This window comes from Pseudogulbenkiania sp. MAI-1, from assembly GCF_000527175.1.
Taxonomy (GTDB): Bacteria; Pseudomonadota; Gammaproteobacteria; order Burkholderiales; family Chromobacteriaceae; genus Pseudogulbenkiania.
This window is the reverse complement of the sequence record NZ_AZUR01000001.1, coordinates 1,860,758-1,878,019: the sequence shown is the minus strand read 5'-3', so window position 1 is coordinate 1,878,019 and position 17,262 is coordinate 1,860,758. Positions and strand designations below refer to the sequence as shown.

The window sequence follows — 17,262 nt, the reverse complement described above, 5'->3', positions numbered from 1 at the left end:
TCACCACCTGCCCGAGGCTCCGCCGCCGCCAAAACCGCCGCCGCCACCGCTGAATCCGCCGCTGCCGAAGCCACCGCCTCCCCTGCCACCGGACCAGCCGCCGCCGCTGTGCCAGCCGCCACGGCCTCCCATGCCACCGACCAAGGTGAAGAAAAAGGCCATCAGACCGGCAAGCATCGCCACTGTCAGGGCGCCCAGCAGCACCCAGGCGAGCACGGCGACGCCGCTGCCGGTCAGGACCGCCGCCGGCAGCCGGCCCAGCAGCAGCCGCAAGAGGCCGCCGACCACGAACACCAGCACGAAAATGACCGGCACGAACTGCGAGAGGCCGCTCCAGCCGGAACTCGTGGAACGCTTGGGCGGCGGTAGCGGCTCCCCATTGATGACCCCGATGATGCGCTCGACGCCGGCCGAGATGCCGCCGTAGAAATCGCCCTGCCGGAAACGGGGGACGATGATTTCGCTGATGATGCGCTTACTCGTCGCGTCGGTCAGGGCGCCCTCCAGGCCGTAACCGACCTCGATACGCAAGGTGCGGTCATCCTTGGCCACCAGCAGCAGCGCCCCGTCGTCCACGTTCTTGCGTCCCAGCTTCCACTGCTCGACGACGCGCAGACCGTATTGCTCGATGGTTTCTTCTCCGGTCGTCGGGACGATCAGCACGGCCAGCTGGCTGCCCTTGCTGGCCTCGAAAGCCTGCAGCGTCTGTTCCAGCGTCGCCGTCTGCTCGCGGCTCAAGGTCGCGGTCTGGTCGACGATGTGGGCGCTCAGGGGCGGCACCGCCACCGGTTCGGCGGCGGCGGACAGGCTCCACCCCAGAGCAACGGTCAGCAGCGCGCCCCGAATCGCACGCCACGCCGCCATCAGGAGCCCCCGCTGGCGGAAGCGGCCGGCGCGGGCGAACTGCCGAAATCGACCCGTGGCGGGGTGGAGATCGCCTGTTCGTTCTCCACGGCGAAATTGGGCTTCACCTTGAAACCGAAGACGATGGCGGTGAGGTTGGAGGGGAAGCTGCGCACGGTGACGTTGTACTCCTGCACCGCCTTGATGTAGCGGTTGCGCGCGACGGTGATCCGGTTCTCGGTCCCTTCCAGCTGGGCCTGCAGGTCGCGAAAGCCGGCATCGGCCTTCAGCTGCGGGTAGTTTTCCGATACCACCAGGAGCCGCGACAGCGCCCCGCTCAACTGGGCCTGGGCCGCCTGGAACTTGGCGAACGCCTCCGGATCGTTGAGCAGCTCCGGCGTGGCCTGGATGCTGCCGACGCGCGAGCGCGCCTCGGTCACTTGCGCCAGCACGGCTTTTTCGTGCGCGGCATAGCCCTTGACGGTATTCACCAGGTTGGGCACCAGATCGGCGCGCCGCTGATACTGGTTCAGCACCTCGGACCAGCTCGCCTTGATTTGTTCGTCATTGGACTGCAAGGTGTTGTAGCCGCAGCCCGACAGACTCAGCACGGCCAGCGTGAGCAGCATCATCCATAGCTTGCGCATGTACTCCCCCCTCGACTCGATTGACTAAATGTGACGTTGGTGACCCCACGCCGGTAGAAAGGCGGGAGTCTGGCTTTGGTAGTGCCGGTAAGCCTCCCCGAACTGCCGCTCCATATCCTGCTCCTCGCGCCGGGCAAGCCGCCCGTATATCGACGATGAAGGCGGAGAACATGCCCTGAGAGCGCCAGTCGCGGGCTGTCTTGGGCTTGGTGAAGCTGAACGCGAAGATGATAAAGACCAGCGAGTTGATCACCACCAGGGACCACAGGCCATAGGCCGAAGGCTCGTGATTCATCCCTTGCCTCCGTGATGCTGGCGGTCCGAATCGTCACCGGACCGTTGGCCCGAATCGTGGTGATGTCCATGGCCGTGGTGCATGAAGATATGCATCAGCGGGCAGGCCAACAGGAGCAGATAGGGAAGCACCCCCAGGACGTGGGCCCGGTGTTCGGTAAACAAAAAGAAGCCCGCGACCAGGACGAAACCGATGAACACCCAGCGGGCTCTCCCCTTGCCCTGGTTTTCGTGATCAGGCATGTCATTCTCCTAAAAATGGGCGTCATTGCCCGTCGTGACGGGAGTGGCGGCGCATCGACTCATCGATGTCGGCCTCGCTGCGTTGAGCCAGGTAGAAGGTGAGCCACACCACGAGCACCGGGCAGATCAGCAGCACGAGCGCGATGGCCAGCGTCCTGAGCGAGAAGCCGTAGAAGTAAAACACCCCACCCGCCAAGGCCACGGAAACCATGGCGCAGCCCCAGTATGCCATTCGCTTCATTTCGTCATCCTACCGTCAGGGACCGACACGCGCCCGCTTGAGCAGCGCCGAGTTGCCGATCACCGACAGCGAACTGAGCGCCATGGCCGCTGCCGCTAGGATCGGGAGCATGAAACCCAGGGCGGCGACGGGAATCCCGACGCTGTTGTAGATAAAGGCCCACACCATGAGAACAATGAGGAGAAAGATCACCGTCCGGGCCGCGAACGGCGTGGGCGAGACCACCCGCCAAAGTCCAGTCTTGAAGCTAATTCATCTTACGATAGGCCAGCCATGGCTGCTGGAAGTTGACCGATGTCAATCAGCGGGGCCGCGTCAGCCTATCAGCAGGAAAGTCCGGCCATTGGCATATTCGCTTCCCAGATTGAGGAACCAAGCCGTGCTCCTGCCGGTCTTTTATGGACCGGCACCACGGAGGCCGCCGGCAACCACCGCCAAGGGAGAAGAACCATGTATTGTCCCGTGTGCAAGGACACGACGCTGGTGATGAGCGAGCGTCAGGGAATCGAAATAGACTATTGCCCGCAATGCCGTGGCGTATGGCTCGATCGCGGCGAGTTGGACAAGATCATCCAGCATTCGCTGCGCGACCTCGGTGCCGGCCAGCCTGCCGCCATGACCCCGCCGCCGCGCCAGGAACAAGCTCATACCGCGGCGCGCCATGAACAGTACGGCTATTCGCCCCGTACCGAGGGCGATCGTCACCACTACGACGAGCGCCGTCATTACAAACGGAAGAAGAGCTTCTGGGAAGAATTGTTCGACTGAGCGTCGAGAAAACCCTTTCTCAAACGGAACGAAGCCCGGCAATCGCGATGACCGCCGGGCTTCGGTTTTCATGACCGTAATGGCGCTACAGATTCAGCTTGGAGACCTTGGTGCCTTCCAGCGTCAGGTTCGCCATCAACCCGCTATTGGTCAGGGCGAAGCCGATGACAGGCTGCCGCGCCGTGTTCAAGTCGATTTCACCGTTGGCGCCGATTTTCAGCAGCGCCACCGAGGCGTCGGCCCCCACCGTCCAGCCCGAGCCGGAGCGGAATTTGTCGAGCGAGTCCTGGGTCATGAAAAGGAAGATGATGGCCTTGGACTGGGCTCCGATCTGCCAGCCGAACGAGGCGCTCGCCGTCTGGTAGTAGCCTTCCGTCTTGCCACCGACCCTCAGCGCGCCCTTGCCGTATTCCCCGCCCACGACCAGGCCGGCCGCGATGACGGAAGGAAAGATCAGCACACCCTGGGCTTTCGCCACCAGGGGCCGTGCGCTGGGGGAATTACGATAGAGACGCTCCAGCGTGGCGTCGTAACCGGCGTCGATCTCGCGCTTCTCGCTGGCCGCGCTGGCCGAGGGCTGGGCCGTGGAGGCCTTGCCCATCTTGTCTGTCGTTGTGGTGCAGCCACTGGCCAGCACCGATAATGCTGCGACTAATCCAATGCATAACTGTTTGGTTTGCATATCGTCCTCCTGATGGTCTTGAGGAAGTACCGGCGAACCGTATTCCACCGGCGAGAGGCAGTCGGAAGTCGGGGTTCAGGTGAGTCCGGCCCCGCCTGCCGCGACCGTGGACGACACAGCCGCCCACGGATGACCTTGAGCAGTACGGCAACGATGGTGGATGGAAAAATTCAAGTGCAACGCATTGACGCCGGGAACGGGAGCCTTTATCATTCGCGCCTCTTCTGGAGGGATTCCCGAGCGGTCAAAGGGATCAGACTGTAAATCTGACGGCTCTGCCTTCGAAGGTTCGAATCCTTCTCCCTCCACCAAGATTCGATAAAAAGCCCGGACGTTTGTTCCGGGCTTTTTTTCATTCCGCCGTTGTAGTGGCGGGCTTGACCCTCACCCCATCATCGATCTTGTCGTCCGGATGGCTGATGACTTGCTCGCCCACCGCCAGCCCGGAGGTGATCTGCACGGCGAGGCCGGCGCGCTGGCCGACCTGCACCGTCTTGAGCCGGGCGCGGCCGTCCCGTACGACGAACACGGCCCAGCCGCTGCCTTGGCGGAACAGCGCGCTGGCCGGAATCTGCATGACGTCCGAGCCCTCCCACACCACGAAACGCGCCTCGACGCGATAGCCGTCGCCAAGCCGCCGCCATTCCTCGCGCGGGGAAGTGAAATCCACGATCACGCGCACGCGCTGTTCTTCGACACCGAGCGCGGACACCTTGGTGAAGCCGGCCGGCTCGATCACGCGCACCGCGCCTTGCAGCGTGGTGCCGCCGCCCCAGCGGCTGAACAGCACCTTGGTAGTCGGGGCGATGCTCACCGCCTGGGTGGACAATACTTCCACCTCGACTTCCAGCCGTTCCGGATCGCCGATCTCGATCAGCGTCTGGCCGGCCTGCACCGGCCCTTCGCTCTCGTGCGTCACCTTGAGGACGCGCGCCGGCTGTGGAGCGAGCACTCGTATCGTTTCACCCTGGGCTCCGGCCTGCAGGCGACCGGCCTCTGCCAATGCCGCTCGCGCCACGTCCAGATCGAAGCGCGCCACCCTGACGGCATGCTCGGCCGCGAGCAGCACCGCTTCGGAGCGGCTGACTTCGGCGCGCGCCTGGTCCAGCGCCTGCTCGGAGATGAAATTCGACTTGCGCAGGGATTGGGCCCGCGTCAGTTCCTGGCGCGCCAGTTGCGCCTGGGCACGGGCGGCCTGGGCGTTTTCTTGCGCCACGCCCTGAGCCGCCTCTGCTGCCCGCACCCGGGCGGCGGCCTGGGCACGGCTGCGCGGGTCGAGCGCCTCGGAACGGGCGGGCTCGATCACGGCCAGCACCTGGCCCTGTCTCACCGCATCCCCCACGCGCAGGTCGATGCGGCGGACGTAGCCGGTCACCGGGGCCGACACGACGTAACGGTCGATCACCCGTGTCTTGCCCTCTTCCTCCACCGTGACGGCCAGCGGCCCCCGGCCGACCGCGACCGTGTCCACAGTCACCGCTTGCGGAAAAAATCCCAGCGCCAGCCCGCCGGCGACGGCGAGAGCCAGGAGGACGATGCCGATACGCGCACGTGGTCGCATGAGGCTTCCTGAATCGTTTCTATTCTCGAGTTTTGAGTACCGCCACCAGGTCGAGCCGTCCAAGCTTGCGCCAGATCAGCAGACCGGAAATCAGGGCCGAGGCGATGGCCACGGCGGCCCCCAGGGCGTAGTTGGCCGGCGCCAGCACCAGCGGCAGGCGGTACAGGTCGTTCTTGAACGCCTGCACCAGGATGGCGACCAGTCCCACGCCCACCAGCATTCCCACCGGGATGGCGGCGAGCGTCAGCACGGTGAACTCTCCCAGCAGGATATAGGCGATCTCACCGTGGGTGAAACCCAGCACGCGCAGGCTGGCGAGGTCACGCCCCCGTTCCGACAAGGCGATGCGTGCGCTGTTGTAGACGACGCCAAAGCCGATGGCGCCGGCCAGCAACGTAGCCACCATGTTGTAGAACAACACGAACTCGCCGATGGTGGCGTAGAAACTGCGAATGGCCGCGGCGTTGGCCACCATGCCCAGCACGCGCGGCCGGCCCTGCAGCCTGGCGTAGACGTCCTGCTCCGCCCCAGGCTCGATTTCCAGGTACGCCCCCGACAGGACGTTGCCTTCGCGCAGCAGTGCATTCAGCGACTCTTGCTGCATGTAGGCTGACACCCCCAGGAACTGCCGGGTAATGCCCAGCACCGGCACCTGGAAGACCTGGCGCTTGCCCTCCAGCGTTTCGATGGTCAGCATGTCACCGGGCTTGACGTGCAGGATGTTGTTGGCAAGGTGGTCGGTGAGCACCACGCCGCCCGCCGGCACCTGTATCGGAGCGAGCTGGCGATCGAGCGCGCGGTGCAACTGGCCCGCCGGCTGGATGCCGTAGATGGCGGAGCGGTAGCGGTAGTTGCGAAAGCGGAGTATCGCCGCCACGTCGCGGAAGCCCTCGACGTAGCTCACCCCCGGCAGCGCCGCCAACTCGTGCAGCGCCTTGCCCGAGGTGGGTTCGATGAAGGTGATGGCGAGGTCTTCGCGCGCCGCCTGGCGAAACTGGATGTCGACCATGAAGTCGATGGCGCCCTTCTGGTAATTGCCCACCATCATCAGACCACAGGCGCAGGCGATGCCCAGCACGGTGAACAAGGATTTGATCGGCCGCCGCTCGATATTGCGCAGGATCATGCGCGAGGGCATGGCCAACCAGCGCTGCAGCCCGATGCGTTCGAGGATGGTGACCCGGTAGACGGCCGGCGTTTCCGGGCGCATGCCTTCCGCGGGCGCCAGCCGGACGGCGCGAAACACCGAGAACAGCGTACCGCTCACGGCGGCCAGCGCGCTGACGGCCAGCGCGATGAGCACGGTGCCGGGGCTCAGTTGATAGTCGAGATAGGGAAAGCGGAAGGTGGTCTCCATGTAGACATCGGAGAGCCCCTTGCCAAACCAGGCCCCCAGCGCCGTCCCGGCCGCCACGCCGAGCACGACGACCAGCGCCACGAACTTCACGTAGTGCCAGCCGATGGCGCCATGTTCATAGCCGAAAGCCTTGAGAATGGCGATCTCTTCCCGCTGCAGGGCAATCAGCCGGCTCAGCACCACGTTCAGCAGAAATGCCGCCACGCCGAGGAAGATGGCGGGAAAGATGGTGGCGGTGGTGCGCAATTGCTTGAGCTCTTCGGACAGGAAGCGGTTGGAGAACTGGTCCTTGCGCGCATAGGCGCCCCTGCCGCCATAGACGCCCAGAATCGCATCAAGGCGGTCGATGACGTCCTGCACGTGGGCGCCGCGCGCCAGCGTCACCGAGACGTTGTTGAAGGCGCCTTCCATGTCGTAGGCGGCGGCGAGCGCATGGCGCCCCATCCATACCACGCCATAGCGCTTGAAGTCCGGGAACATGGCGCCGGGCGCGATCTGGTAGACATATTCCGGCGACACCGCCACGCCGACGACGCTGAGCGCCTTGCGATTGCCGTTGATGATGGCCGCGAGCTTGTCGCCGGGTTCCAGGCGGTGGGCGTCGGCGAAGGTGTCGGAGAGCACCACCTCGTCCGCGCTGAAAGGCTCCACCATGCGCCCGCGCTTGAGGTGCAGTCCATTGAGCCGCGGCTCGCCGCTGTCCGGCACCGACAGCAGCAGGCCGGTGATGGGGTCGGAGAAGCCGCGCACCTCCAGCTTCACTCCCGCGACGACGCGCGTTTCCAGCCGATCCACACCGGGTATGTCGCGCAAGCGTTCGGCCACTGGTCCCGGCGCGCGCTTGAGATTGACGAACACTTCCGCGAAACGGTAGTCGCGGTAAAAAAGATCGCGGGTGAGCGCCAGCGAATCATAGGTCGACAGCGACATCACCAGCGTGGCCACGCCGCCCATGATCACCGCCACGATGGCCACCACCTGGCCTCGCATGTGCCAGAAGTCCCGGAAAAGCTTGCGGTCGAGGGCGCGCATCGCGAGGCCTCAGCTCACTTCCGCCGCGTCCGCCGGGCAGGCATATGACAGCGGCGGCCTCACCAGCTCAACTCCCGGGCCGAACATTTCGACGGGTTGATGCGGATGTTGGCGATATGCCCATCGGACAGGCGAATGACCCGGTCGGCCATGGCGGCGATCCCCATGTTGTGGGTGATCAGCACGGTCAGGGTGCCGAGTTCGCGGTTCACCTTCTCCAGCGCTTCGAGCACCACCACGCCGGTGGCGGAGTCGAGCGCGCCGGTCGGCTCGTCGCACAGCAGCACCGCGGGGTTCTTGGCGATGGCACGGGCGATGGCGACCCGCTGTTGCTCGCCGCCGGAGAGCTGGGCCGGGAAGTGGTCCAGTCGCTCGCCCAGCCCAACCAGCCGTAAGGCGTCTTCCGGCGGCATCGGGGACACGGAGATTTCCGTCACCGCCGCGACGTTCTCGCGCGCGGTGAGACTGGGTATCAGGTTATAAAACTGAAACACAAAGCCGACGTGTTCCCGGCGAAAGCGCGTGAGGTCGGTTTCGGTGGCGCCGGTAAGCTTGTGGTCGAGGTAATAGACCTCGCCGCTGGTGGGGGCGTCGAGGCCGCCCAGGATGTTGAGCAGGGTGGATTTGCCGCTGCCGGAGGGGCCCAGCAGCACTACCAGCTCGCCGGCGTAGAGTTCGAGGTCGATGCCACGCAGGGCCGGCACTTCGACCTCGCCCATGCGATAGATCTTGGTGAGGCCGGTGGCATGGAAAACACATTCCTTGTGATCTGTCATAACGGCGCGCATGCCAAGGGGCTGTACTCGGAGAGTAGTCGATAACCACGCCCGCTGCCGGGCAAGGCCGCTCCGTCCGACAGCCTGCCCGATGCAAATCATTAGGAGTCCTTGACAAAATGCGTGGCACTGACAATAGTGGCGTCATGGATACGTCTTCTGCGTGGACCAGCACGCCCCCTACCAGCGAGCGCATCGTGAGCGCCATCTCGCGTATCGCCGCCGTGCTGCGCGCGGGCACGTGGCAGTTCGCCACGTCCGAGGGGCTGAATCCGACCCAGGTCGAGATCGTGGAGATGCTGGCGGCGCGCCAGGAAGGCGTGCGCGTGTCGTGGATCGCCCAGCAACTGGGGGTGACGGTGGCGAGCGCCAGTGACTCCATCGCCGCGCTGACGGCGAAGGGCCTGGTCGAGAAAGGGCGAGCGCCCGATGACGGCCGTGCCGTGGCCTTGCGCCTGACTGCCCCTGGCCGGGAACTGGCGGACCGCATCGCCGGCGCACTGGGCTTCGCCTACGAAGCGGTGGACGGCCTGCCGGGTGCGACGCAGGAGGCTTTGTACGGCTCGCTGCTAGCGCTGATCGGCAGGCTCCAGCAGGCTCACCGTTTCCCGGAGATCCGCGCTTGCCTGACGTGCAAGCATTTCGTGGCGCACGTCCATCAGGATACGGAGGCGCCACACCACTGCCAGCTGGTGAACGCTCCCCTGCCCGCGGCCTTGCTGCGCCTGGATTGCCCGGAGCACGTGCCTGCCGACCCCGGTGCCGCCAACCGTAACTGGAGACAGATCGAAGAGCCCTGAGAGTAGTTCTTTTTTTGAATTTAATAGTTAGGACTCCTATTTTTATTGCCCTAAACCGGCCGCCATGGCAAGGCATCGCCTGGGCCGGCAGGACAGTTCATCGTCCCAACCACTACAAAGGAAAGAAGATGAAGCACGCACTTTCACCCCTAGCCATTGCCGTGGCGCTGGCCACGGCCGTTCCAGCCTCCCTGGCCCAGGCCCAGAACGATGCCGGCGGCATCCCGAGCAAACCGCACAAGGCCGTCGCGGCACCGTTCGACATCGTCCGCACCACGCTCTCCACCGAGGGCAATACGGCCATCTTCCGCATCACCGTTTCGGGCAAGGCCGGCATCAGCAGGCCCTCCAAGACAGGCAAGCTCGCCGGCAGCCAAGTGTTTTCCTACGTGTGGCCGACCACGATGGACCCGTCGGCAGTCGGTTTCGAGCCCAAGAGCGGCACCCTGGCCTTTGCCGTGACGGCCCATCCGGATTTCGACGATACGCCGTGGTTCGACGAGAACGGCGACGGCAACCCCAGGAACGACGGCAACGTCTGGCATTCGCACTGGGTCGTGCTGCAGCCGGACGCGGTCTGCGGCCAGGATGCCCTCAAAGTGGTGGACATTGCCGAGGGCAGCAAGCCGCGCTTACCGAAGACCTGGCCTGGCTTGCCTATCCTGATCGACAGTCCGGGCTGGCACCCTTCATTCAAACGACATAACCTAGAGGTTCGCGTGCCGTTCGACGATATCGGCGTGGTGAATGCCGCCGGTTTCGACGGCGTCGCCGCCGCCTTGCGCGTGAACGCGAGCATGCACAACCCCTTGTTGTGCGTAGCGAAGGTGTTCAAGGTGGCTTCGGGCGATCTGTCGCTGCCGGGCAAGGTGAACCGATAAGACAAGCGGCGGGGCATGGCAAGGACCGCGCCGTGCCCCGGCCATGCCATGGCCTACCGGGCGGCCGGGCACATGCCTGGGCCGGGCTGCCGGTCGACGGTGGGAATGACACGAAAACAACCGATTTGTGCTTTATCAAAGGGAGGTATCTGCATGAAATGCTTGGCTTTGCGCCACCTGGCATTCGAGGATCTGGGCATCTTCGACACCGTATTGAAACAGCACGGGTACGGGATCGAGTACCGGCAGGCGGGTATCGACCGCATGACCGACGACGATTGGCTGGCCAGCGATCTGGTGGTAGTGCTGGGCGGCCCGATCGGCGTCTACGAACGAGCCGATTATCCCTGGTTGGACGAGGAGATCGAGGGCGTGGCGAGACGCCTGGCGCTGGGGCTGCCCACGCTGGGCCTCTGCCTGGGCGCACAGATCATGGCCACGGCGCTCGGGGCCAGGGTCTATCCGGGCAAGGCCAAGGAAATCGGCTGGAGCGCGGTGACGCTGACCCCCGCCGGCACACGCTCCTGCCTGTCGGCCTTGCAGGGGGCGCCGGTGCTGCACTGGCATGGTGACACTTTCGATTTGCCGGCAGGCGCCGAATGGCTGGCATCCACCGAGCTGACACCGCATCAGGCTTTCGCCTCCGGCAATCACGCCTTGGCTCTCCAGTTCCACCCCGAGGTCGACGGCCGCCGGATCGAAACGTGGCTGATCGGGCATAGCGGCGAGTTGCACCAGACAGGTTTGTCGGTTGCCGAATTACGCGCCGCCAGCCACCGCTTAGCTGACGAAGCGGCTCGGGCCGGCAGCGAGATGCTGAACGCCTGGCTGCAACAACTGAAGGTGGCGAGATGAGGGTGAAGCTGGAGGCAGTGCTGGTCGGCCAGGCTGCACCGTTGGCGGAGACGCCTCATCTGAGCGGCATCCACAAGACGCCGGTCGCCACGCCGCTGTGGCTGTCGACCGAGGGCTTGGCGGGGGACGAGCAGGCGGACCGGCGGGTACATGGCGGTCCTGAGAAGGCCGTTCACCACTACCCGCGAGAGCATTACCGCCACTGGCGCGAGTATCTCGGCCCCCTGCCCTTGCTGGACTCGCCCGGCGCTTTCGGCGAGAACCTGTCGACCACCGGCCTGACCGAGGAGCACGTCTGCGTGGGCGACGTGTTCGAGCTGGGCGAGGCGGTGGTGCAGGTGTCGCAGGGGCGCCAGCCGTGCTGGAAGCTGAATGCGCGCCTGGGGCACAAGGGAGCGGCGCGGCTGATGCAGGACATGGGCAAGACCGGCTGGTATTACCGCGTGCTGAAGCCCGGTTTCGTGACCGGGGGCGATGAGCTGGTCCTCGTCGACCGGCCCGAGCCGGACTGGCCCTTGAGCCGGGTGATGGGCTTGTTGTTCCGGCGCGATCCGGGTCTCGCCGCTGCGTGGGCGGCGGCGGCGGAGCTGGCGCCGCTGGCCGAGAGCTGGAAGCGCACCTTCCGGCGCCGTATCGAGACCGGGGCCGTGGAGGATTGGTCGAAGCGGCTGGAGGGCTGATGGCCAGGGCGATGCCGGCTTGCTACCCGGCATCGCCCCAAGCCCCTCTCCGGCGACGAATCGAATCCGATCAGGCCAGCCGTGCCTGCGGCGTGATCTGGCGCGGGTCGACCTTGAGCTCGATCAGTGCGGGTCGACCGGCCTGGGTCGCTCGGGCGAATGCCGCCGGGAAGTCTTCGCTGCGTTCCACCAGTTCGGCATGGGCGCCGCAGGCGTGCGCCAGCGCGACGAAGTCCGGGTTGAGCAGATCGGTGGCGAAGGGCCGTGCCGGGTATTCGCGTTCCTGGTGCATGCGGATGGTGCCGTACATGCCGTTGTTGACCACGATCACCACCACCGCCGCGCCGAACTGCCGCGCCGTGGCGAGTTCCTGCGGATACATCATGAAGCAGCCGTCGCCGGCGAAGCACACCACCTGGCGCTCGGGGTAGCGCAGCTTGGCGGCGATCGCCGCCGGCAGGCCGTAGCCCATGGCGCCGTTGGTCGGCGCGAGTTCGGTGGCGGGCCGGCGGTAGCGGTAGAAGCGGTGTACCCAGACGGCGTAGTTGCCGGCGCCGTTGCTGACGATGGCGTCTTCCGGCAACACTTCGCGCAGATGCGTCATCACCTTGCCCATGTCGACACCAGCGTGCTCCGGGGAGGCGGCCGGCGGGGTGCTGAAGGCGAGGTATTCGGCGTGGGCGTCGTGCGTCCATTGCCGCCACGATGTGCCGTCGACGGGTGCCAGTTCGGCAAGCGCCGTGGCAAAGGCCCGCATGCCGGCGTTGATCGGCAGATGCGCATGGTAGACGCGGCCCAGTTCTTCGGGGGAGGCGTGGACGTGGATCAGGGTCTGGGCCGGCTGCGGGTTGGCGATCAGGGTGTAGCCGTTGCTGGAGACTTCGCCCAGCCGGGTGCCGATGGCGAGGATCAGGTCGGCGCCGCGCACCCGCTCGGCCAGTTGCGGCGACAGGCCGAAGCCGAGGTGGCCGGCGTAGTGCGGGTCGGCGTTGTCGAACAGGTCCTGGCGGCGGAAGGCGGTGGCCACCGGCAGCGCATTGGCGGTGGCGAAACGACTCAGCGCCTGGCAGGCGTCGGCATCCCAACCGCTGCCGCCGACGATCAGCAAGGGACGCTGGGCAGCGGCCAGTAGGCGGCGCAGTTCGGCCATGTCGGATGGCGCCGGGGCGGCCTGCACCGGTTGCGCCGCCACGGCCGGCCCGGCCACGCCCTGGCCGAACAGGATGTCATCCGGCAGCGCTACCACCACCGGGCCGGGACGGCCGGACATGGCCACGCTGAAGGCGCGCGCCACCACTTCGGGGATGCGTTCGAGGCTGTCGATCTGCGTCGCCCACTTGGCGAGCCCGCCGAACATCTTGACGTAATCGACTTCCTGGAAGGCTTCACGGCCGAGAAAGCCGCGCTCGACCTGGCCGATGAACAGGATCATCGGCGTGGAATCCTGCATGGCGGTGTGTACGCCGTTGCTGGCGTGGGTGGCACCCGGTCCGCGGGTGACGAAGCAGATGCCGGGACGACCGGTGAGCTTGCCGTAGGCATCGGCCATGTACGACGCCGCACCCTCGTGGCGGGTGACGATGGTATGCACCGTCGGCTCGTCGCGCAGCGCGTCGAGCACCGGCAGGTAGCTCTCTCCGGGGACGCAATACACGGCGTCCACACCGTTCTTGACCAGTGACTCGACCAGAATCCGTCCGCCGTTGCGCGGCGCCTTGATGTCCTGCATGACAACCCTCTCCAATCTTCTATGAAACGCCTCCCGGCCACGGCATCGATGTCGCGGCCGGTTCTCGTTCGCCGGGGTGGAATGGTGTGAGCGAGCGAACCCGGTGCTCAGTCTCTGCCTTCCCGGTGGAGTGCTCAAGCGATGCATTTTGCTTATCTCATTCCGAAAACTCATCAACTCGGCAGCCGCGCAGCAAGATCCAAGGGAGGTTCTAAGATTCAGGTTCTAAGATGAAAGCAGCGACTGGCAGGAGTGCACCATGGATACTGGCAAGATTGCGGTTATCGTCGGCGTCGGGCCCGGACTCGGCTGCGCGCTGGCACAACGTTTCGCGCATGCGGAGATGCACGTCGCCCTGGTGGCGCGTGACGTGAAGAAGCTGGAGGGACTGGCGGCCGATTGCACCGGCGTGCACCACGCCGGCCGGGCCTACGCCTGCGACGCCACCGACGAGGCGGCGGTCGAGGCGCTGTTCCAGAACATCCGCAGCGATCTGGGCGAGCCGGACGTGGTGGTGTACAACGCCGGGCGTTTCGCGCCGGCAGGCCTTCTCGAAACCAGCCGCGAGGAGTTCGAGCGCTGCTGGCGGGTGGGTTGTCTCGGCGGCTTTCTGGTGGGCCGCGCTGCCGCGCGCGGCATGCTGGGGCGCATCGAGCAGGGCGGCCCCGGCGGCACCATCCTGTTCACGGGTGCGACGGCCAGCCTGCGCGGCAGCGCGGGCTTCCATAACCTGGCGGTGGGCAAGTTCGGCCTGCGCGCGCTGGCGCAGAGCATGGCGCGCGAATTGCAGCCCAAGGGCATCCACGTCGCGCACGTGGTGCTCGACGGCCACATCCGACCACAGTCACCGGGGGAGCTCGGCACGCCGCCGCACCCCGACGACATGCTCGACCCGGCAGCCATCGCCGAGGCTTACTACCAGTTGTTCCGCCAGCCGCGCAGTGCCTGGACGCACGAACTGGACTTGCGGCCCTGGACGGAGCCGTTCTAAAACGGGATCACCACCTTGCTCGTGTCGCGGTGCGAAGAGTGAATGCCCGGAAAGACCGGGCACCAGCAGTGCGCAGGCAGGTATGGCCGTGGAACCGCCAAGGCCATATCTTCCATCCGGCATGTGACCAATTGTCGTGACAGCACATTGGTTGAAACTATTGCAAACGCGTTCTGACCACTAGAATGAAAAAGGCGCATCCCCCGCCTCGAAGGGTGACCGTGTCGCCGTGCGTGCAACTCGGCACCGCCACCCGAGCGGGGGACGCGCTTGGAACTTAGAAATAGTCGTACCCTTTGACCGGCACGCTATCCTTGCTGCTTTCTTTCATTTCCTCGAAGTCGGCCTTGTGGTCCCAGAACAGATACCAGCCACGACGCTGGTCCTCGACCACTTCCGGGTGCTCGGCCAGGAAGCTGTCCATGAACTCGGTGAACGGCGACACATAGCCGGAATGGCCCACCCGGTATTTTTCCCGTGGGGCGATCATCGCTTCACCTCCCTTCTCGAACTTCCATTGGCGTGAGAAAACCGCCATAAACTTAGAGAGCGGTCTTGTCGGGCTTGTTCCCGACAAAATAGCGCGAAGGCGCCGACATATCCACCACAACCTTTTGTTCTACAATAAAAAAACTCTGAAAAGGGGCTTAGGAATCGCACTTTCCCGTCACCGCAGGGTCTAATCAATGGCGCGGAGTGCGTCCCTTTCGACAAAGCGCTGAAAGGAGTTGATGATGGATCTTCACATGCATTCGCATCAGCTGACACATCGGCTGCCCGACTGGCGTGCCGCGGCGATAGCCGGGGTGCTAGCGGGGGTGGTGTTCCTGCTTCTTGATATGCTGGCCGCAGTAATGATGGGGGGTAGCGCGTGGGCGCCGACACACATGATCGCCGCTATTGTCATGGGTAGTTCGGCACTAGGATCGCCTGAGATGTTCGATATCGGCATCGTGGTGGTCGCCTTGATCGTGCACTTTGCGCTAGCTATCGGCATGGGGTTGATCTTGGGTCTGATCATGGCGCCGTTCCACTTCGACTCGAGCTGGGGCATGGCCTCGGTAGTCGGAGCCGTGTACGGTCTCGTGGTCTACTTCGTCGATTTTTACGGCATGACCCAGTTCTTCCCGTGGTTCGCCGAGGCTCGCGGGTGGACGACACTGCTCGCCCATGTGATCTTCGGTATCGTGGCAGCGGATGCCTATCTGAAGCTGGAGCGTAGAGAACCCGACAAAGACATGTCGGAAATGGCCCGCTGAGGGCATAAACACCAAGCCCGGGGCGACCCGGGCTTTCTCATGTCCGCTTCTTCGACCAAGACCGGGCGTAAGAGCGAATTAGCGTTGCAGCACCGGCAGCCATACCGCCAGGCGATCGAGGCGCAAGTGCTGCTCCAGCGAATCGGCCAGGCGGTCGATGTGCTGCTCGCGCAGGGCGCGGTAATCGAGCGGCGCCGGTTCTTCCAGCCCGGCCCAGGCCAGTAGCGCACGACAGGCGTCGGCATGGTCGAACAGGCCGTGCAGATAGGTGCCGAGAATCTGGCCGTCGTCCGACAGCGCACCGTCGTTGCCTTCGGCCAGTTTTACCGCCGGCCGGGCCAGCGCCGGGCCGCTGGTGACGCCCATGTGGATCTCGTAGCCGCTGACCGCAGCGTCGGCCACACTGAGCCTCCCTTCCACCCGTTCCAGCCGTTTGTGTTCCATCAGCGTGGTTTCCATGTCGAAGAGATTGAGCCCCGGGGTGCTGCCGGCCTCGCTTTCCAGCCCGAGCGGGTCGTGCAATTCGCGTCCCAACATCTGAAATCCGCCGCAAATGCCGATCAGCTTGCCACCCAGGCGCAGGTGGCGGCGGATTACCGCCTCCCAGCCGTTGGCGCGCAACCAGGCGAGATCGTTGCGAGTGTTCTTGCTGCCGGGCAGCACGATCAGGTCGGCAGGCGGAATCGGTTGACCGGCCCCGACCAGGGTCAGTTCGACCTGCGGATGCAGCCGCAGCGGGTCGAAATCGGTGTGGTTGCTCAGGCGCGGAAACACCGGCGCCACCACGCGCAGGCGTTCGGCGGCGTGCGAGCCACCCGTGGCGTTCTGGCGGGTGAGGCTGTCTTCGGCTTCGATGTGCAGGCCGGAGAGATATGGCAACACCCCCAGCACCGGCTTGCCGGTGTACTGTTCGAGCCAGTCGAGTCCCGGCTGCAGCAGCGCGACGTCGCCGCGGAAACGGTTGATGACGAAGCCGACCACGCGGCGTTGTTCCGAGGGCGATAGCAGCGCCAGCGTGCCGACCAGGTGCGCGAACACGCCGCCGCGGTCGATGTCGGCCACCAGAATCACCGGGCAGTCCACCGCTTCGGCAAAGCCCATGTTGGCGATGTCGCCCTCGCGCAGGTTGATTTCCGCCGGGCTGCCCGCCCCTTCCACCACGATGCAGTCGTACTGTTCGGAAAGGCGCCGGTGCGATTGCAGCACCGCCTTCATCGCCTCGGGCTTGTAGCGGTGGTAGACGCTGGCCTCCATGTTGCCGATCGCCCGGCCCTGCACGATGACCTGGGAACCGACGTTGCTGTTGGGCTTGAGCAGGATCGGGTTCATGTCGGTGTAAGGCTCGACGCCGCAGGCTTGCGCCTGCACCGCCTGCGAGCGGCCGATCTCGCCGCCGTCGACGGTGACGGCACTGTTGAGCGCCATGTTCTGCGGCTTGAAGGGGGCGGTGCGCACGCCGCGGCGCGCCAGCAGGCGGCACAGCCCGGTGGCCAGCGTGCTCTTGCCGGCGTCCGAGGTGGTGCCCTGGATCATGATGGTGTTGGCTGGCATGGTTTGACTCCGGGCGCGCATTTTTCCGGCGACGGCCCTAGAATGACGGCTTTCTTATTGGTTGTGGTCGAT

19 protein-coding genes, 1 tRNA gene and 1 pseudogene are annotated in these 17,262 nt (G+C 65.2%); 8 read left to right on the top strand and 13 right to left on the bottom strand.

All coding sequences use genetic code 11. From position 1 onward, the window contains the following. The 6 genes and pseudogenes from PSEMAI1_RS0108775 to PSEMAI1_RS0108755 form a co-directional block, all read right to left on the bottom strand. Window positions 1-864: a YgcG family protein gene (locus PSEMAI1_RS0108775; RefSeq protein ID WP_024302511.1), complete on the bottom strand. Its 864-nt coding sequence runs from the start codon at window positions 862-864 to the stop codon at window positions 1-3. After that, window positions 864-1,490: a LemA family protein gene (locus tag PSEMAI1_RS0108770; protein WP_024302510.1), complete on the bottom strand. Its 627-nt coding sequence runs from the start codon at window positions 1,488-1,490 to the stop codon at window positions 864-866. The genes PSEMAI1_RS0108775 and PSEMAI1_RS0108770 overlap by 1 nt, the downstream gene beginning before the upstream one ends. 151 nt (window positions 1,491-1,641) lie before the next feature. After that, window positions 1,642-1,785 (bottom strand): annotated as a pseudogene (locus tag PSEMAI1_RS22480) (isoprenylcysteine carboxylmethyltransferase family protein); the annotation flags it as partial. Further along, entirely contained in the window at window positions 1,782-2,027 is a 246-nt protein-coding gene (locus PSEMAI1_RS0108765) for a DUF2933 domain-containing protein (protein WP_024302509.1), read from the bottom strand. The gene PSEMAI1_RS0108765 and the pseudogene PSEMAI1_RS22480, both read right to left, overlap by 4 nt. A gap of 22 nt (window positions 2,028-2,049) precedes the next feature. Further along, window positions 2,050-2,268 carry a hypothetical protein gene (locus PSEMAI1_RS0108760; RefSeq protein WP_036986246.1) on the bottom strand — a complete coding sequence of 73 codons (219 nt, stop codon included), beginning with the start codon at window positions 2,266-2,268 and terminating at the stop codon, window positions 2,050-2,052. Between the two features lie 15 nt (window positions 2,269-2,283). Further along, window positions 2,284-2,493: a hypothetical protein gene (locus PSEMAI1_RS0108755; RefSeq protein WP_024302507.1), complete on the bottom strand. Its 210-nt coding sequence runs from the start codon at window positions 2,491-2,493 to the stop codon at window positions 2,284-2,286. 225 nt (window positions 2,494-2,718) lie between these two features. Between PSEMAI1_RS0108755 and PSEMAI1_RS0108750 the strand changes: the two genes are divergently transcribed. Next, window positions 2,719-3,036, top strand: coding sequence for a zf-TFIIB domain-containing protein (locus PSEMAI1_RS0108750; protein WP_024302506.1), 318 nt, complete (start codon window positions 2,719-2,721; stop codon window positions 3,034-3,036). A gap of 85 nt (window positions 3,037-3,121) precedes the next feature. Here PSEMAI1_RS0108750 and PSEMAI1_RS0108745 read toward each other — a convergent pair whose 3' ends face one another. Continuing rightward, the gene (locus tag PSEMAI1_RS0108745; protein WP_024302505.1) at window positions 3,122-3,718 is read right to left on the bottom strand and encodes a YSC84-related protein; all 597 of its coding nucleotides are present in this window, start codon (window positions 3,716-3,718) and stop codon (window positions 3,122-3,124) included. 226 nt (window positions 3,719-3,944) lie between these two features. On the opposite strand from PSEMAI1_RS0108745, the gene PSEMAI1_RS0108740 reads away from it, so the two are divergent. Beyond that, a tRNA-Tyr gene (locus PSEMAI1_RS0108740) sits at window positions 3,945-4,029 on the top strand. 41 nt (window positions 4,030-4,070) lie between these two features. On the opposite strand, the gene PSEMAI1_RS0108735 is transcribed toward PSEMAI1_RS0108740, so the two are convergent. Genes PSEMAI1_RS0108735 through PSEMAI1_RS0108725 form a run of 3 tightly spaced genes read right to left on the bottom strand, consistent with a single transcriptional unit; the run spans window position 4,071 to window position 8,444 of the window. Next, window positions 4,071-5,279: an efflux RND transporter periplasmic adaptor subunit gene (locus PSEMAI1_RS0108735; RefSeq protein WP_024302504.1), complete on the bottom strand. Its 1,209-nt coding sequence runs from the start codon at window positions 5,277-5,279 to the stop codon at window positions 4,071-4,073. A 19-nt stretch (window positions 5,280-5,298) separates the two neighbouring features. Further along, window positions 5,299-7,668 (bottom strand): ABC transporter permease, encoded by a 2,370-nt coding sequence (locus PSEMAI1_RS0108730; RefSeq protein ID WP_024302503.1) that lies wholly within the window; start codon window positions 7,666-7,668, stop codon window positions 5,299-5,301. Between the two features lie 59 nt (window positions 7,669-7,727). After that, the gene (locus PSEMAI1_RS0108725; protein WP_029770573.1) at window positions 7,728-8,444 is read right to left on the bottom strand and encodes an ABC transporter ATP-binding protein; all 717 of its coding nucleotides are present in this window, start codon (window positions 8,442-8,444) and stop codon (window positions 7,728-7,730) included. Window positions 8,445-8,590: 146 nt separating this feature from the next. Between PSEMAI1_RS0108725 and PSEMAI1_RS0108720 the strand changes: the two genes are divergently transcribed. The 4 genes from PSEMAI1_RS0108720 to PSEMAI1_RS0108705 all read left to right on the top strand — a co-directional run bounded on the left by PSEMAI1_RS0108720 (window position 8,591) and on the right by PSEMAI1_RS0108705 (window position 11,660). Further along, window positions 8,591-9,244 carry a MarR family winged helix-turn-helix transcriptional regulator gene (locus PSEMAI1_RS0108720; RefSeq protein WP_024302501.1) on the top strand — a complete coding sequence of 218 codons (654 nt, stop codon included), beginning with the start codon at window positions 8,591-8,593 and terminating at the stop codon, window positions 9,242-9,244. Between the two features lie 128 nt (window positions 9,245-9,372). Beyond that, complete coding sequence (locus PSEMAI1_RS0108715) at window positions 9,373-10,125, top strand: hypothetical protein (protein WP_024302500.1); 753 nt, start codon at window positions 9,373-9,375, stop codon at window positions 10,123-10,125. 153 nt (window positions 10,126-10,278) lie between these two features. Continuing rightward, on the top strand, window positions 10,279-10,980 hold the full coding sequence (locus PSEMAI1_RS0108710; RefSeq protein ID WP_024302499.1) for a glutamine amidotransferase: 702 nt from the start codon (window positions 10,279-10,281) through the stop codon (window positions 10,978-10,980). Beyond that, complete coding sequence (locus PSEMAI1_RS0108705) at window positions 10,977-11,660, top strand: MOSC domain-containing protein (RefSeq protein WP_024302498.1); 684 nt, start codon at window positions 10,977-10,979, stop codon at window positions 11,658-11,660. The genes PSEMAI1_RS0108710 and PSEMAI1_RS0108705 overlap by 4 nt, the downstream gene beginning before the upstream one ends. A gap of 70 nt (window positions 11,661-11,730) precedes the next feature. Here the strand turns inward: PSEMAI1_RS0108705 and PSEMAI1_RS0108700 are convergent, their stop codons facing one another. After that, the gene (locus PSEMAI1_RS0108700) at window positions 11,731-13,389 is read right to left on the bottom strand and encodes a thiamine pyrophosphate-binding protein (RefSeq protein WP_024302497.1); all 1,659 of its coding nucleotides are present in this window, start codon (window positions 13,387-13,389) and stop codon (window positions 11,731-11,733) included. A gap of 259 nt (window positions 13,390-13,648) precedes the next feature. On the opposite strand from PSEMAI1_RS0108700, the gene PSEMAI1_RS0108695 reads away from it, so the two are divergent. Continuing rightward, window positions 13,649-14,380, top strand: coding sequence for an SDR family NAD(P)-dependent oxidoreductase (locus PSEMAI1_RS0108695; RefSeq protein WP_024302496.1), 732 nt, complete (start codon window positions 13,649-13,651; stop codon window positions 14,378-14,380). A gap of 277 nt (window positions 14,381-14,657) precedes the next feature. Here the strand turns inward: PSEMAI1_RS0108695 and PSEMAI1_RS0108690 are convergent, their stop codons facing one another. Next, the gene (locus PSEMAI1_RS0108690; protein WP_024302495.1) at window positions 14,658-14,870 is read right to left on the bottom strand and encodes a DUF3460 family protein; all 213 of its coding nucleotides are present in this window, start codon (window positions 14,868-14,870) and stop codon (window positions 14,658-14,660) included. A 256-nt stretch (window positions 14,871-15,126) separates the two neighbouring features. Here PSEMAI1_RS0108690 and PSEMAI1_RS0108685 point away from each other — a divergent pair, with 256 nt between their 5' ends. Continuing rightward, window positions 15,127-15,639: a hypothetical protein gene (locus tag PSEMAI1_RS0108685; RefSeq protein ID WP_232219870.1), complete on the top strand. Its 513-nt coding sequence runs from the start codon at window positions 15,127-15,129 to the stop codon at window positions 15,637-15,639. Window positions 15,640-15,717: 78 nt separating this feature from the next. On the opposite strand, the gene PSEMAI1_RS0108680 is transcribed toward PSEMAI1_RS0108685, so the two are convergent. Next, window positions 15,718-17,190 carry a cobyric acid synthase gene (locus PSEMAI1_RS0108680; protein WP_024302493.1) on the bottom strand — a complete coding sequence of 491 codons (1,473 nt, stop codon included), beginning with the start codon at window positions 17,188-17,190 and terminating at the stop codon, window positions 15,718-15,720. Window positions 17,191-17,262 lie beyond the last annotated feature (72 nt).